Below are 15,156 nucleotides of genomic sequence, written 5' to 3'. Positions count from 1 at the left end.
TGCTCTCAATCTCAGGCCCTCAGGGGGCGACAGGTAAAGCCGTGGTGTATTTAATCTCTTCCATGGCGAAGCTGGATGTCACATCAATCAGGCCGGGCACCCCATTCACTACTCGCTTGTAGAAAGCATCATAGCTTTTCATGTCGGCCACCTGAATGCGCAGCAGGTAATCATACTCGCCTGCCATACGGTAAAAGGCCATTACCTCCGGCATGCTACTCACCACCGAGACAAATGCCTGATACCAGTCGCGGCTGTGCTGCTGCGTTTTAACAAACATAAACGCCGTCAGTGACAGTCCGATTTTATCTCCATCCAGCAACGCCACCCGTGCGCGAATAATGCCATCATCTTCAAGCTTTTTCAGGCGCTTCCAGCAGGGTGTGGTGGTGAGGTTGACGGCATCCGCCAGCGCCTGCAGCGACAGCGTGCAGTCATGCTGCAGCAGTGAGAGCAATTTAAGGTCAGTTTTATCTAACATTCGCGGCTCCGGGAGAATCATTTTCTCCATTACCGCCATTTTAGCGGTAATTGTGCAATCTCTTTTTCCTGCACGTGCCATAAAATAGCCGCATCACTTTTTTACCGGACGCCTGAGATGCACACCTGCTGGATTCGCCACGCTATCAACGAAATTAACGCTGATTTTCAACGATCGGCTGAGACCCATTTGATCCGTTTCGATCTGGCGGACTTTCCCGGTATCTGGTTCTATCTGAAAGATGAAAGTACCCATCCCAGTGGCAGTCTTAAACACCGGCTGGCACGATCCCTGTTCCTCTACGGCCTCTCCAACGGCTGGATTAAACAGGATACGCCGATTATCGAAGCCTCGTCAGGCAGCACTGCCGTTTCTGAGGCGTACTTCGCAAGGCTGCTGGGTCTGCCCTTTATTGCGGTGATGCCGGCGAGCACAGCGAAGCGTAAAATTGAGCAGATCACTTTTTATGGCGGACAGTGCCATTTTGTTGAAGATCCCTGCCAGCTCTATGCTGAATCTGAACGGCTGGCGCGGGAGCTCAATGGCCATTTTATGGATCAGTTTACCTATGCTGAACGTGCCACCGACTGGCGCGGCAATAACAATATTGCAGAGAGCATTTTCCGTCAGATGGAGCATGAACCTTATCCGATTCCCCATACGATAATCATGAGTGCGGGCACCGGCGGCACCTCAGCCACGCTGGGCCGCTATATCCGTTATCAGGGACTGGAAACTAAACTACTGGTGGTTGATCCGCAGCATTCGGTGTTTTTTGATTACTGGCAGCAGCGTGATGCTACCCTGACCAGCGCGCGCGGCAGCATGATCGAAGGAATTGGCCGTCCGCGAGTGGAGCCGTCGTTTATGCCAGACGTGATCGACGAAATGATCAAAGTGCCGGATGGTGCAACGCTGGCCGCCATGCTGAAACTGGAAAAGATTCTGGGACGCAAGCCTGGCGCCTCTACCGGTACCAATTTCTGGGGCATGATGCAGGTGGCAAAACGCCTACGGGCAGCGAATCAGCAGGGAGCTCTGGTGACACTGCTGTGCGACAGCGGCGAACGTTATCCCGATAGCTACTATCAGCCTGAGTGGGTGGCAAAACATATTGGCGATATCACGCCATGGCAGCGCGAGCTGGAATAAAAAACCGGACATCCTGTCCGGTTCACGGCAATCCTCAGCATTCGGGGGAATACGCGAGGTCGGGTGTTGCCAGCCAGTGATTTAAATAGTGAGACACCGCCTGTGTCTCGCAATGCCCTAATACCGGCAGATGCGGTAGCGCGGCTTTCAGCTGCGCCATCGCATTGCCCATGATAAAACCCTGTCCGGCCTGCGCCAGCATCTCGCGATCGTTCATCGCATCACCAAACGCCATACACTCCGTCATGGTCAGCGACAGATGGTCACATAACAGTGCCAGCGCGCTGCCTTTATTGCAGCTGGCGGGTAACACCTCCAGACAATCCACGGCAGAGAAGCAGATGTTAGCCTGCTCGCCCAGTGCGGCATCCAGCTCTGTTTTTAGCTGACAGAGGCGCTGATGCTGATCGATAAAGCAGATTTTTGTCACCTGATGCGCGGGCAATCTTTTAAGATCGCACAGCTGATAGCCAAATCCGCTGATCTGATGGGCCACCAGCAGTTCAGGCTGTGGGTGATCGGTAAACCACCCCTGATCGTTGAAAACATGCATGGTGGCGGGCGTATTCCAGCGGCGGTGGATCACCTCTTCGGCGACCGCAGAAGGCAGATCACGCGCAAAGATCAGATTGCCCTGCCTGTCGTGTACACGGGTACCATTACCGGTAATCAGCCACGCGGGCAGTGTCATTTTTTCCCGTAAGATCTGCATCTCCAGCAGATGGCGGCCCGTCGCCAGCGCCAGATTAACGCCACGCAGATGCAACGCCTGCAGGCTATCCAGCGTCTGCTGACCCAGTTGATGATCCGGCAGCAATAATGTGCCATCCATATCGAACGCGGCTAAACGCACCATGATTTACCTCCTGCTGAAAGATGAACTCCACTATTGCCTGTTAATTGCGGAACTAATAGTGAATACTTTTAAAAAACTGTTCCGGGTTTAACATGCGCCAGCTTAACCGTCTTAATCAGTTCCAGCGTCTGTGGCATCAGAGTCAGGGCGCCCCACAGCAAACCTGCGTGGCGGAGATGGCCCGCCACTGTATCTGCAGCGAGCGTCATCTGCGCACGTTGCTGTCACAGTGGCAGCATGCAGGCTGGCTCAGCTGGCGCGGCGAGCCTGGCCGTGGCAAACAGGGACAGATAGTATTTCTGCGCTCACCTGAACAATTAAGGCAGCAGTTGCTGCAACAACAGCTCGACGCCGGAGACGCCGCTGAGGCCTTGCAGCTGCTGGATCTGCCGCCGGAAAGGCTGATCAATATGCTGCGGCCATTAATGGGTGGACAGTGGCAGAACGATACGCCGGTTCTGCGCATCCCCTACTATCGTCCGATGGAGAGCACAGAGCCGCGTCAGATTACCGGTCGGGCCGAACAGCACCTGGCTCGCCAGATCTATTCCGGTCTGACCCGCTTTGAGCAGGATGAGCCGGTCGGCGATCTGGCGCATCACTGGCAATATGACGAGGCGTCATCTGGCTGGTTATTCTGGTTACGGCCTCAGCTGATGTGGCACAACGACGAGCCTCTACAGGCCGTACAACTGGTGGCGCAGTTCCACCAGCTGTTGCAGGATAGGCGCGTCAGTGTGTTGCTGGCCGATGTGGTCAGCGTGGATGCGCCCCATCCGCTTGCGGTGCGTTTCGTACTGCGACGCCCTGATTTCTGGCTGCCCCATCGGCTCGCCCACTTGTTGTGCCTGCTGCCCCATCCCATCGATCCCGCCACGGGCAGCGGGCCGTGGAAACTCAGGCACTTCAGCACCGAGCTGGTGAGGATTGAAAGTCACGCGCGCTGGCATCTGCAGCGTCCTCTGCTGCAGGCGGTGGAGTACTGGATTACCCCTCAGCTGTTTGATCCCGCTCTCGGCAGCAGCTGTCGTCATCCGGTGCAGATTGCGATAGGGGATGCCACAGAGCTCAGGACGCTGCAACCGGTCAGCAGCAGTATCAGCCTCGGCTTCTGTTATCTGGTCTGCCGACCGCGAGCCGGATTTACCGCTGATCAGGCGCGCACGCTTTTCCAGTTGATCCAGCAAAGCGGCATTGTCAGCCGGTTGCCTCTGGATGAGGGACTCATCACTCCCATTAAAGAGTTGTTACCTGGCTGGAGTGTGCCGCTGATTGATGCTGTCACGGTTCCCTTACCGGCAACCCTGACGCTGCATTATCAGTTGCCGGTTGAGCTGCATCAGATGTCACAGGCGCTGGTTGCACTGTTAAAACAGCACGGCTGCACCCTGAAGGTAGTTTTTCATCCGGTAAAAAACTGGCACGGCATCGACCCGCTTGATGAGGCAGATATCGTGATGGGCGACAGACTGATTGGTGATGCGCCGGTCTTTACGCTGGCCAGCTGGTTGCAGACTGACCCGCTATGGCGGCCGCTGTGGCCCACGCCGCAGGGCGAAAAGATTCAGGCGCAACTGCTGGCTATCCAGCAAATTGCTGACGACGAAACCCGTGCCCGCACGCTGCATCAGCTTTATCATCAGCTGATGACGGGCGGCATCCTGCTGCCACTTTTCAATTATCGCTATCAAATCTACGCGCCGCCGGGCGTTGAAGGGATTGAACTGAATACGCTGGGCTGGTTCGATTTCAGCCGCGCATGGATCCCGCCGCCCATTGATCTGCCATGCAGCTGTTCAGCGGCGGACTGAGGCATTACCATAAGCGCAAAATTAATTATCAGGAAAACACCATGAAACGCGCTGTTGTAGTTTTCAGCGGTGGACAAGACTCCACTACCTGCCTGATTCAGGCCTTAGAGCAATATGATGATGTTCATTGCGTCACTTTCGACTATGGACAACGCCATCGGGAAGAGATCGATGTGGCTCGCGATCTGGCGATTAAACTCGGTGCACGTGCGCACAAAGTGCTGGATGTCACCATGCTGAACGAACTCGCCGTCAGCAGCCTGACGCGGGATAATATTCCGGTGCCGGCTTATAATCCCGAGGCCAGTGGATTACCCAGTACGTTTGTGCCGGGACGCAATATTCTCTTTCTGACGCTGGCCTCGGTTTACGCTTATCAGGTCGAAGCGGAAGCGGTGATCACTGGCGTCTGTGAGACCGATTTCTCCGGCTATCCCGATTGTCGCGATGAGTTTGTCAAAGCGCTGAACCATGCGGTGTCGCTTGGCATGGCGCGCGATGTTCGTTTTGAGACGCCGCTAATGTGGCTCAATAAAGCGGAAACCTGGGCGCTGGCGGATTACTGGCAGCAACTTGCGCTGGTACGCGAGCAGACGCTGACCTGCTATAACGGCGTGAAAGGTGACGGATGCGGTGAGTGTGCAGCCTGTCATTTACGGGCCAATGGCCTGCAGGGTTATCTCAACGATCGTGCTGGCGTAATGGCGGCAATGAAAGCAAAAAGCGGCCTTAACTAAGAGTGTCTGACGTGGCGGCAGAGAATCCGGGGTGCCGCCTTTTTTTCGGCTCATGCCATCAGACGCATCAGTCGCTCGCGCAACTCCCCTTCCAGCGCAACCGCCTTCTGAGTCCGCAAATCAATACAGACAAAAGTGAGTGCGGCATCCGCCACCACGGTCTCCTGCCCTGCCAGCAAAACCCGCTGCGCAATAATGCCGCTTTTGCCATTCAACTGCGTGATCTCACTGTCGATAGTCAGTACGTCGCCCAGCACGGCCGGGCGACGGTAGTTGATGTTGATGTTTACCACCACAAAAGCCAGTTTCTGTTCCTGCAACCAGTGGAATGCTTCCACCTCTTCCAGCCATTCCCAGCGCGCCTCCTCCAGAAACTCAAGATAGCGCGCATTATTGACGTGCTGATAGACATCCAGATGATAGCCGCGCACTTTTATGGTGGTCTGCATGGTCATGCTCTCCTGCTGCTGTGAATTAACTGGTTGGACCTGTTCACTTTAGCAGAGTCGCCTGTCTATCGTGGGTTAAGCATCACAGATGTGTACTGCTTCACAATTTCAGCCGGGCCGCATTTCGCTCTATCAGCGCATTGCCGATACCCGGCACTTCACTGAGTTGCTGAATTGCGCTAAACGGTCCGTACTGTTCGCGATAGCTCACAATTGCCTGCGCCTTTTTCAGCCCCACCCCATTCATAACGGCAGAGAGCTGTTCGGCTGTTGCTTCATTGATGCTGACCTGCTCCTGCTGTGGCTGCGCGGCTGTTTCCGGCTTCGACGCAGGGTGTGAGCTCTGCGTGACGGCTGCGCTGACAGGTTCAGGTGCCGCAGAGACGCTGCTGTGGCAGAGTGCGCCGCCCAGCGCGAGTGAAAGATAAAAGGCAACGAGTTTAGGTTTAGCCATGCTGTGTTTCTCCTTGTGTGTAAACAGCAGCGACAGAGTGGCACTACTGCACGCAAGGCTCAAAAGCGGGATTTCAGAAATGGAAAAGGCCGCGAATGCGGCCTTTGATTGTTACAGTCGTTGCGCAGTTTCTGCGAGGCTTACTGCATTTGTGCGGCAGCGCCGTACTTAATTTTGGCCTCTTTACGCAGGTTTTGCAGTAACGCTTCAAACGCCAGCTGCGCATTATTCTGCGTGACGCCTTTGACCATTTCGTCAATCTGCGCCTGCGGCATGCTGCCGGTTTTAACTTTATCAACCGCCACCAGTACCACATTGCCCTGCATATCTTCGCTGACACCCCAGGAAGGTTTATTTTCCGCAGGCTGAGGCAGGTTAAAGGCAGTCTGTGCCACCGGATCCTGCGCATTGCGATCAACGGTCTTGCTGGCGCTCAGCGTCAGACCTGCGGCAGTCAGCGCATCCTGCTTACCGGCTTTGAGATCGGCCAGCAGCTTATCGGCCTGAGCTTTCGCCTGCTGCGTCGCTTTATCATGCTTAAGCGTGTCAGTGATCTGCGCCTTAACCTGCTCAAGCGGTTTTACCGCTTCCGGTTTATGCTCACTGATACGCAGCACAAAGGCACGGTCGCCATCGACAGTGATGATATCGGAGTTATTGCCCGGCGCGCCGTTTTGCCCGACCAGACCGCCATTAAAGATCGCCTGCTTCACCGCATCAAAGTTAAGCTCATCTGGCAGCGTATCCTGACTGAACCAGCCAGTCTCTTTCGCTTTCAGACCAGAAGCCTGCTCTGCACCCGCCAGTGACTCATTGTCATTGCTGGCCGCTTCGCTGACTTTCTGTTGCACTTTGTAGAAGGCATCAACGCCCTTCTCCTGCTTCACTTTCGCTGCAATGGCGCTGCGCACTTCATCCAGTGGCTTAACCTGCTCTGGCTGAATATCGTCAAGACGAACCACCAGGAAGCCCACTGAAGATTTGATCACGCCTGACATCTGGCCTTTCTCAGTCAGACCGGCATTTTTCAGCTCATCCGGCGTCGTAGAGGGTTCCAGCCAGCCCATATCGCCGCCCTTACGCGCCGAGATCGGGTCAATGGATTTGGCTTTTGCCACGTCAGCGAAGCTGGCACCCGCTTTCAGCTGCGCCAGGACCGCACTGGCATCGGCTTCAGTTTTGGTCTGAATGACGCTGTAGCGCGTACGCTGTGGCTGCGAATAGTCCGCTTTATGCTGGTCGTACCAGGCCTGAATGTCGGCTTCGCTGGCATCCTGCTGCATGCTGGCCGCATCCATCAGGAGGTAGCTGACACGGAACTGCTCTGGTGCCATAAAGCTGGTTTTATGCTGCTGATAATACTGACTGATTTCGTCGTCAGTAACGGCCTGCTTCGCCGCCAGTGCATTGACGTCCAGCGTCGCCTGACGAATCTCACGCTGCTGTGAAACCAGGTCCACCAGTTTGCTGGCTTCGCCTTTCAGCGTGAAGTCGGTGTTAGCCACGGCATTGATCAGCTGTTGATTAGAGAGCTGCTTACGCAGCGCTTCGGCATACTGGTCGGCGCTGAAACCCATATTGCTGATCAGACTCAGATATTTGGCATTGTCGAATTTACCGTTGGTCTGAAAAGCCTGCTGATTGAAGATAGCCTGCTTCACCTGATCGTCGCTGATGCTGAGGTGGAGATCTTTGATGTAGCTATCAAGCAGCGCCTGATCGATTAACTGCGACAGCGCCTGCTGGCGAATCTGCTGCATGTAGCCATCGTTGCTGGCCAGCTGAGAGAACTGATCGCCCAGCATCTGCTGCTGACGACTGCGCTCGCTGTTGAACGCCTGCTCCAGCTGTCCCCGGCTAATCTCCTGGCCGTTAACTTTGGCCGCATAGTCGTTATTGCCGCCAATCAGATAGTTGCCAACGCCCGTCAGCACAAAGGAGAGGATAATCAGCCCCAAAATAATCTTGAGCACGACATGGTTCGACGCCGCGCGTAAATTGTCCATCATGGTATGGCAACACTCCGCTGTAGTGTGAATGTAAAGCTCGGTCGCAATTCGCCATTGGCTGGCGACTCACGCAACTGCTGGCTTAGCTGGCAGTCTCAATCCGGTCCAGGTCCATCTTACGGCCCGATTCTCACCGGTTAAAACAAAAAAGGCACATCTGATTGATGTGCCCGTATGTTACATGAGAACGGGTTAATCGTCCTCTAATCCACTGAAGAAAATGCGTCAATGAATCTATTCGTTGTTATTAATTGACAGCGTCTTTCAATGCTTTACCAGCACGGAAGCCTGGTACTTTACCGGCCGGGATGGTGATCTCTTTACCGGTTTGCGGGTTGCGGCCGGTACGTGCAGCGCGGTCACGCACAGAGAATGTGCCGAAACCTACCAGAGCCACTTCATCACCGTCTTTCAGCGCATCTGAAACTGAGCCCATAAATGCATCTAAAACACGTCCCGCTGCAGCTTTAGAAATATCAGCATCGGCAGCAATTTTGTCGATCAATTGTGACTTATTCACTCTCTTCATCCCCTCTTTTATTATTTCACATCGTACCCTGCATCCGGCAGGGTGCGAACGCGCAGCAAGTTATATCAAGCCTGTGGAGCCGAAACAACGGAATTTCTCTGAGAACGTCGCGTCGGCAGCCACCTAAATTAACGGCACAAAAAAAAGCTGGCAAGCGCCAATTGCCTTGCCAGCTCCGCTTTTTAACGGTTTTTGCCGTTAATCACTATTTTGCTGTTACGACCTGCATACCGTATGGCGCATTTTCCAGTGCCAGATTCAGCACCTCTTCAATGCGTTTCACCGGATGAATCTCCAGATCGGCAATCACGTTCTGTGGAATCTCTTCCAGGTCGCGCTTGTTGTCGTCAGGGATCAGCACGGTTTTAATGCCACCACGGTGCGCTGCCAGCAGTTTCTCTTTCAGCCCGCCAATCGGCAGCACCTGACCACGCAGGGTGATCTCACCGGTCATCGCCACATCCGCCCGCACCGGGTTACCGGTCAGACAGGAGACCAGCGCAGTACACATGGCGATACCGGCACTTGGACCATCTTTCGGCGTAGCGCCTTCAGGTACGTGAACGTGAATATCACGTTTTTCGTAGAAGTCACCATTGATGCCCAGCTTCTCGGCACGGGCACGCACCACGGTCAGCGCAGCCTGAATCGACTCCTGCATCACTTCACCCAGAGAACCGGTGTAAGTCAGCTTGCCTTTACCTGGTACGCAGGCGGTTTCGATGGTCAGCAGATCGCCACCCACTTCCGTCCATGCCAGACCCGTTACCTGACCCACACGGTTTTCGCTGTCCGCACGACCGTAGTCGAAGCGCTGAACGCCCAGGAAATCCTTGAGGTTTTCGCCATTGATGGTGATGTGCTTTTTCGTCTTGTCCATCAGCAGCGATTTCACCGCTTTACGGCACAGTTTCGACAGCTCACGCTCAAGGCTACGCACACCGGCTTCACGGGTGTAGTAACGGATAATGCCCACAATCGCGCTGTCTTCAACCGTAATTTCATTGGCTTTCAGGGCATTGCGCTCAATCTGCTTGGTCAGCAGATGCTGCTTAGCGATGTTCAGTTTTTCATCTTCGGTGTAACCCGACAGACGAATCACTTCCATACGGTCCAGCAGCGGTGCCGGGATGTTCATTGAGTTCGATGTAGCAACGAACATCACATCAGAAAGGTCATAGTCGACTTCCAGATAGTGGTCGTTGAACGCAATGTTCTGCTCAGGATCAAGCACTTCCAGCAGCGCTGAAGCCGGATCGCCGCGCATGTCAGAGGACATTTTGTCGATTTCATCCAGCAGGAACAGTGGGTTTTTAACCCCGACTTTCGCCATTTTCTGGATTAATTTACCCGGCATAGAGCCGATGTAAGTACGACGGTGACCGCGGATTTCAGCTTCATCACGCACGCCACCCAGCGCCATACGCACATATTTGCGTCCGGTCGCTTTAGCGATCGACTGACCGAGAGAGGTTTTACCTACCCCTGGCGGTCCGACCAGGCACAGAATCGGCCCTTTGATTTTGCTGACGCGACTCTGAACCGCAAGATACTCAAGAATACGATCCTTCACGCGCTCCAGCCCGTAATGGTCGGTATCCAGCGTCTCCTGCGCTTTACGCAGATCTTTCTTCACTTTGCTGCGCGCGTTCCACGGAACCTGCACCATCCAGTCGATATAGCCGCGAACCACGGTCGCTTCAGCGGACATCGGGGACATCATCTTCAGCTTCTGCAGCTCAGCTTCCGCTTTCTCGCGCGCTTCTTCCGGCATTTTTGCCGCATCGATTTTGCGTTTTAACGCTTCGTACTCGTCGGGCGCGTCGTCCATCTCGCCCAGCTCTTTCTGAATCGCCTTCATCTGCTCATTCAGATAGTACTCGCGCTGGCTCTTCTCCATCTGCTTCTTAACACGGTTGCGAATGCGCTTCTCAACCTGCAGCAGATCGATTTCAGATTCCATCATCGCCATCAGATATTCCAGACGTTCGTTGACGTCGGACATCTCCAGCACAGACTGTTTGTCTGCCAGCTTCAGTGGCATATGTGCTGCGACGGTGTCAGCAAGGCGGGCCGCATCGTCAATGTTGTTCAGCGAGGTTAAAACCTCGGGTGGGATCTTCTTGTTGAGTTTGATGTAGCCTTCAAACTGATTGATCGCCGTGCGCACCAGCACTTCCTGCTCGCGCTCTTCAATCTCTGGCGAAACCAGATATTCAGCTTGTGCCACAAAATGGTCACCGTTATCGGCCAGCGTCGTAATGTGGGCGCGCTGTAAACCTTCGACCAGGACTTTGACGGTGCCATCCGGCAGTTTCAGCATTTGTAATACTGATGCAACGGTCCCTACTGAGAAGAGATCGTTAATGCCAGGTTCATCCGTTGAAGCCTCTTTCTGTGCGACCAGCATGATTTTTTTATCATGATCCATTGCGGCTTCAAGGCACCGAATTGATTTTTCCCGGCCAACAAACAACGGAATTACCATGTGCGGATAAACCACCACGTCGCGCAGCGGCAACACGGGGATTTCAATGCGTTCAGAACGCTCAGGATTCATAGAGCTCTCTCTTTGTTTAATGTCCGCCAGGTGATGGGAACCGCATCAGGCAGGTATGCAGTTAAACCCACAGGTATCTGAGTATATGGGGATGATTGTCCGACATTCAACGTCACAGAGGCGAGAAAAGCAAAAGGGGAAACATTTTCCCCTTTTTTATTACGACAAGATGGACGATCTGTTTAATTATTCGCCAGATGCCTGGGCTTCATGCTTACCGTAGATCAACATGGGCTCAGACTGACCTTCAATAACTGATTCATCAATCACTACTTTTTCCACGTCGTCCATGGAAGGCAGGTCATACATCGTTTCCAGTAACGCACCTTCTACAATTGAACGCAGACCACGTGCACCGGTTTTACGTGACATCGCTTTCTTAGCAATGGCGGTTAACGCCTCGTCACGGAACTCCAGCTCAACGCCTTCCAGGTTAAACAGCGCCTGGTACTGTTTGGTCAGGGCGTTCTTAGGCTCACGCAGAATCTGAATCAGCGCTTCTTCGCTCAGCTCGCTCAGGGTCGCAACAACAGGCAGACGACCGATGAACTCAGGGATCAGACCAAATTTGATCAAATCTTCTGGTTCACACTGCGCAAGCAGTTCGCCTTCGCTGGCTTTCTGCGATTTCCCTTTCACTGTCGCGCCGAAGCCGATACCGGATCCGGTTTCAACACGCTGGGCGATCACTTTGTCCAGGCCGGCAAATGCGCCGCCGCAGATAAACAGAATTTTAGAGGTATCAACCTGCAAAAATTCCTGCTGCGGATGCTTACGTCCACCCTGCGGGGGAACGGCAGCCACGGTGCCTTCAATCAGTTTAAGCAGTGCCTGCTGTACGCCTTCGCCTGACACGTCACGGGTAATCGACGGGTTATCAGACTTACGTGAGATTTTGTCGATTTCATCGATGTAAACGATGCCGCGCTGTGCTTTCTGTACGTCGTAGTCGCATTTCTGCAGCAGTTTCTGGATGATGTTTTCAACATCTTCACCCACGTAACCGGCTTCAGTCAGCGTGGTGGCATCAGCCATGGTAAACGGCACATCCAGCAGGCGTGCCAGCGTTTCTGCCAGCAGCGTTTTACCACTACCGGTCGGGCCAATCAGCAGAATGTTGCTTTTGCCCAGCTCGATACCATTGCTGGTATCGCCGTTGCGCAGACGCTTGTAGTGGTTGTAAACCGCAACCGCCAGCACTTTCTTCGCTCTTTCCTGACCGATGACATAATCATCGAGGTGATGGCGAATTTCATGTGGGGTTGGCAACGCACTACGTTCACGATGCGGGGCAACTTCCTTAATCTCTTCGCGAATGATGTCGTTGCACAGGTCAACACACTCATCGCAGATATACACTGACGGCCCGGCAATCAGCTTTCGCACTTCATGCTGGCTTTTGCCGCAAAAAGAGCAGTACAGCAACTTTCCTGAACCGTCTTTGCGCTTATCTGTCATCAGTTAACCTCTTCTTGTTCTCAGGCCATACCCGCGTACGGCTCAGGCCGTGCGGAGACGGCCGAAATTCATTCAACCCATAATAGTACCGTTGTCCTGTTAACTATAGACCAGGGACAACGGTAAGTCGGGTCTTATTGGCGATGCGTCAGAATTGAATCGACTAATCCATACTCTACCGCTTCATTTGCAGAGAGGAAACGGTCACGCTCGGTGTCACGCTCAATTTCTTCCAGCGTTTTACCGGTGTGCTCAGCCATCAGCTCATTCATACGCTGCTTAACTTTAAGGATTTCGCGCGCATGGATCTCGATGTCTGACGCCTGACCCTGATAACCGCCCAGCGGTTGGTGGATCATCACACGTGAGTTTGGCAGACAGAAACGTTTGCCTTTGGTCCCCGCCGTCAGCAGGAAAGCACCCATAGAACAGGCCTGACCCATACAGATAGTGCTGACATCCGGTTTGATAAATTTCATGGTGTCGTAGATCGACATACCGGCAGTGATGACACCGCCTGGCGAGTTAATGTAGAGATAGATATCTTTTTCCGGGTTTTCAGCTTCCAGAAACAGCATCTGCGCCACAATCAGATTAGCCATGTGGTCTTCGACCTGGCCAGTCAGAAAAATGACGCGCTCTTTAAGCAGACGGGAGTAGATGTCGTAAGAACGCTCACCACGCGAAGTTTGTTCAACCACCATTGGCACCAGCGCATTGTGCGGTGCTGTATATTCACGATCGCCACTGTATGACATTACCGTCTCCTGGATAAATTTCATTGGCAACATTCTGTACCGATTCTACGTAAGACGCGCGGGAAACTCCACGCCGCGCCTTTTTCCGACACCTTCAGGACGGTTAATCAGCCAGCCTCACTCTTATTTCTGCATACTCCCTGTATCTGGGGATGCTGCACGCATGTTTCAAGCATAACAATCTTTTCCCTGTTCGCTAACCCGGAAAAAGCGATGCGTGAATAATTCGCCTGTTTATTAAACAAATAGCGGCGAAGAGTGGCTATCCGGACGCAAAACACAAAAAAGCCCGCGACTTTGCAGTCACGGGCTTAGCACAGACGGTTAAATGCGTGATCAGGCCTGAGCGGTCTGATTCATCAGATCCTGGAAGTTGGTCTCTTTCTCGGTCACTTTAGCTTTCGCCAGGACCGCTTCAACCGCTTGCTCTTCCAGCGCAACGTTGCGCATATTGTTCATCAGCTCGTTATTCTTGCTGTAGAACTCGATCACTTCCTGCGGATCTTCATACGCAGAAGCCATCTCTTCGATCATGGTGCTTACGCGCGCTTCGTCAGCTTTCAGCTCGTGGGTACGAATCACTTCGCCCAGCAGAAGACCGACAACAACACGGCGTTTAGCCTGCTCTTCGAACAGTTCGCGTGGCAGTTCCAGCGCCTGCTGTTCGTTGCCACCGAAACGCTGTGCAGCCTGACGACGCAGAACGTCGATTTCGCTGTCAACCAGCGCAGCTGGCACGTCGATTTCGTTCGCTTCAACCAGACCGTCGATTGCCTGAGTTTTGATGCGATTACGGATAGCGCCTTTCAGCTCGCGATCCATGTTCTTACGCACTTCAGTACGCAGACCGGCAACTGAACCATCTTCAACGCCGAAACGTTTGATGAACTCTTCAGTCAGCTCTGGCAGTTCGCGCGTTTCAACTTTCTTCAGCACGATCTCGAACTTCGCATCTTTCCCTTTCAGGTTTTCTGCGTGGTAGTCGTCCGGGAATTTCACGTCGATAGTGAAAGTTTCGCCCGCTTTGTGACCCACAACGCCTTCTTCAAAGCCTGGGATCATGCGGCCCTGGCCCATGGCCAGAACGAAATCAGAGGCTTTGCCGCCTTCGAACTCTTCACCGTCCACAGAACCGTTGAAATCGATAGTGGCACGATCTTCCGGACCTGCTGCAGCGTCGCTTTCGATCCAGTTGGCCTGCTGCTTGCGCAGGGTGTCCAGCATGGTATCAACGTCAGCATCAGTTACTTCAACGACAGGTTTTTCGACTTCGATGTTTTCCAGGCCTTTCAGCTCAACTTCCGGATAGACTTCGAATTCAACCGCGTAGGTGAAATCCTGACCTTCTTTGTATTCGCCTGGCACGTAGTTCGGTGCGCCAGCCGGATTAATTTTTTCTTTGATGATGGCGTCAACAAAGTTGCGCGTCATCAGCTCGCCCAGCACGTCCTGACGGACAGAAGCGCCGTAACGCTGTGCCACGATGTTCATCGGCACTTTGCCTTTACGGAAACCATCGATGCGAACTTTCCTGGCAACGTCAACCAGTTCTTTTTTTACAGCGCTTTCGATGCTGTCAGCAGCGACAGTAATCGTAATGCGACGGCCCAGGCCCTGAGTGGTTTCTACAGAAACTTGCATCTTGTTACCTCAAAAAATCACGTGCTCGGTCAACTTCAGACACCACACATAGTGAAATGCGCCGTATCCAACAACCGGGACGGCTTCCGTGAAGAGAACCTGATCCCTGTTACCAGAAGCGTCCCGAAGACATTCCGGAAAAATAGACGCAGCATTATAGCGGCATCGCTGGAATGAGTCGAGGATGCTAACTCACCACTTTTCAGCAGGTTTGCTGCTTTTTTGAGCCAGGGATCGCGTTTTTCGCTAAATAACAGAAAA

General features: G+C 53.5%; 13 protein-coding genes. 3 read left to right on the top strand and 10 right to left on the bottom strand.

Annotated features, from left to right (window positions below; genetic code table 11):
* Window positions 1–19: 19 nt before the first annotated feature.
* Window positions 20–481, bottom strand: a complete 462-nt coding sequence (locus AC6I8B_RS04720) for an Lrp/AsnC family transcriptional regulator (RefSeq protein WP_031592177.1) — start codon at window positions 479–481, stop codon at window positions 20–22.
* 117 nt (window positions 482–598) lie between these two features.
* On the opposite strand from AC6I8B_RS04720, the gene AC6I8B_RS04715 reads away from it, so the two are divergent.
* Entirely contained in the window at window positions 599–1,633 is a 1,035-nt protein-coding gene (locus AC6I8B_RS04715; protein ID WP_010255863.1) for a PLP-dependent cysteine synthase family protein, read from the top strand.
* Between the two features lie 34 nt (window positions 1,634–1,667).
* Here the strand turns inward: AC6I8B_RS04715 and cof are convergent, their stop codons facing one another.
* Entirely contained in the window at window positions 1,668–2,489 is an 822-nt protein-coding gene (cof, locus tag AC6I8B_RS04710; protein WP_157351649.1) for an HMP-PP phosphatase, read from the bottom strand.
* A gap of 92 nt (window positions 2,490–2,581) precedes the next feature.
* Here cof and AC6I8B_RS04705 point away from each other — a divergent pair, with 92 nt between their 5' ends.
* Together AC6I8B_RS04705 and queC are read left to right on the top strand one after the other, a co-directional pair.
* Window positions 2,582–4,300 carry an SgrR family transcriptional regulator gene (locus AC6I8B_RS04705; RefSeq protein ID WP_157351647.1) on the top strand — a complete coding sequence of 573 codons (1,719 nt, stop codon included), beginning with the start codon at window positions 2,582–2,584 and terminating at the stop codon, window positions 4,298–4,300.
* A gap of 41 nt (window positions 4,301–4,341) precedes the next feature.
* Complete coding sequence (queC, locus tag AC6I8B_RS04700; protein ID WP_031592184.1) at window positions 4,342–5,037, top strand: 7-cyano-7-deazaguanine synthase QueC; 696 nt, start codon at window positions 4,342–4,344, stop codon at window positions 5,035–5,037.
* Between the two features lie 50 nt (window positions 5,038–5,087).
* On the opposite strand, the gene AC6I8B_RS04695 is transcribed toward queC, so the two are convergent.
* From AC6I8B_RS04695 to tig, 8 genes are all read right to left on the bottom strand, one after another.
* Window positions 5,088–5,486 (bottom strand): YbgC/FadM family acyl-CoA thioesterase, encoded by a 399-nt coding sequence (locus AC6I8B_RS04695; RefSeq protein WP_010671209.1) that lies wholly within the window; start codon window positions 5,484–5,486, stop codon window positions 5,088–5,090.
* Between the two features lie 100 nt (window positions 5,487–5,586).
* Window positions 5,587–5,940, bottom strand: a complete 354-nt coding sequence (locus tag AC6I8B_RS04690; RefSeq protein ID WP_060679592.1) for a ComEA family DNA-binding protein — start codon at window positions 5,938–5,940, stop codon at window positions 5,587–5,589.
* A 140-nt stretch (window positions 5,941–6,080) separates the two neighbouring features.
* Complete coding sequence (gene ppiD / locus AC6I8B_RS04685) at window positions 6,081–7,949, bottom strand: peptidylprolyl isomerase (RefSeq protein ID WP_022626118.1); 1,869 nt, start codon at window positions 7,947–7,949, stop codon at window positions 6,081–6,083.
* Between the two features lie 247 nt (window positions 7,950–8,196).
* Window positions 8,197–8,469: a nucleoid-associated protein HU-beta gene (gene hupB / locus AC6I8B_RS04680; RefSeq protein WP_009091701.1), complete on the bottom strand. Its 273-nt coding sequence runs from the start codon at window positions 8,467–8,469 to the stop codon at window positions 8,197–8,199.
* A gap of 214 nt (window positions 8,470–8,683) precedes the next feature.
* Complete coding sequence (gene lon, locus AC6I8B_RS04675) at window positions 8,684–11,038, bottom strand: endopeptidase La (protein ID WP_010255415.1); 2,355 nt, start codon at window positions 11,036–11,038, stop codon at window positions 8,684–8,686.
* A 186-nt stretch (window positions 11,039–11,224) separates the two neighbouring features.
* Window positions 11,225–12,496, bottom strand: coding sequence for an ATP-dependent protease ATP-binding subunit ClpX (clpX, locus tag AC6I8B_RS04670; RefSeq protein WP_010671205.1), 1,272 nt, complete (start codon window positions 12,494–12,496; stop codon window positions 11,225–11,227).
* Between the two features lie 134 nt (window positions 12,497–12,630).
* Complete coding sequence (gene clpP / locus AC6I8B_RS04665) at window positions 12,631–13,254, bottom strand: ATP-dependent Clp endopeptidase proteolytic subunit ClpP (RefSeq protein WP_010255410.1); 624 nt, start codon at window positions 13,252–13,254, stop codon at window positions 12,631–12,633.
* Window positions 13,255–13,590: 336 nt separating this feature from the next.
* A complete protein-coding gene (tig, locus tag AC6I8B_RS04660; protein WP_010255408.1) occupies window positions 13,591–14,895 on the bottom strand; it encodes a trigger factor in 1,305 nt (434 codons plus the stop codon).
* Window positions 14,896–15,156: the final 261 nt, after the last annotated feature.

The sequence above is a fragment of the Pantoea sp. X-Soil-ISGK-285 genome, assembly GCF_059730815.1.
Note: the sequence above shows the minus strand (reverse complement) of the source record. Positions and strands in the feature narration are given on the sequence as shown.

Coding starts and splice junctions, on each gene's coding strand:
- clpP (WP_010255410.1), bottom strand. CDS start 13,254: ATGTCATACAGTGGCGATCGTGAATATACAGCACCGCACAATGCGCTG.
- AC6I8B_RS04715 (WP_010255863.1), top strand. CDS start 599: ATGCACACCTGCTGGATTCGCCACGCTATCAACGAAATTAACGCTGAT.
- ppiD (WP_022626118.1), bottom strand. CDS start 7,949: ATGATGGACAATTTACGCGCGGCGTCGAACCATGTCGTGCTCAAGATT.
- AC6I8B_RS04720 (WP_031592177.1), bottom strand. CDS start 481: ATGTTAGATAAAACTGACCTTAAATTGCTCTCACTGCTGCAGCATGAC.
- lon (WP_010255415.1), bottom strand. CDS start 11,038: ATGAATCCTGAGCGTTCTGAACGCATTGAAATCCCCGTGTTGCCGCTG.
- cof (WP_157351649.1), bottom strand. CDS start 2,489: ATGGTGCGTTTAGCCGCGTTCGATATGGATGGCACATTATTGCTGCCG.
- AC6I8B_RS04690 (WP_060679592.1), bottom strand. CDS start 5,940: ATGGCTAAACCTAAACTCGTTGCCTTTTATCTTTCACTCGCGCTGGGC.
- queC (WP_031592184.1), top strand. CDS start 4,342: ATGAAACGCGCTGTTGTAGTTTTCAGCGGTGGACAAGACTCCACTACC.
- AC6I8B_RS04705 (WP_157351647.1), top strand. CDS start 2,582: ATGCGCCAGCTTAACCGTCTTAATCAGTTCCAGCGTCTGTGGCATCAG.
- tig (WP_010255408.1), bottom strand. CDS start 14,895: ATGCAAGTTTCTGTAGAAACCACTCAGGGCCTGGGCCGTCGCATTACG.
- AC6I8B_RS04695 (WP_010671209.1), bottom strand. CDS start 5,486: ATGCAGACCACCATAAAAGTGCGCGGCTATCATCTGGATGTCTATCAG.
- clpX (WP_010671205.1), bottom strand. CDS start 12,496: ATGACAGATAAGCGCAAAGACGGTTCAGGAAAGTTGCTGTACTGCTCT.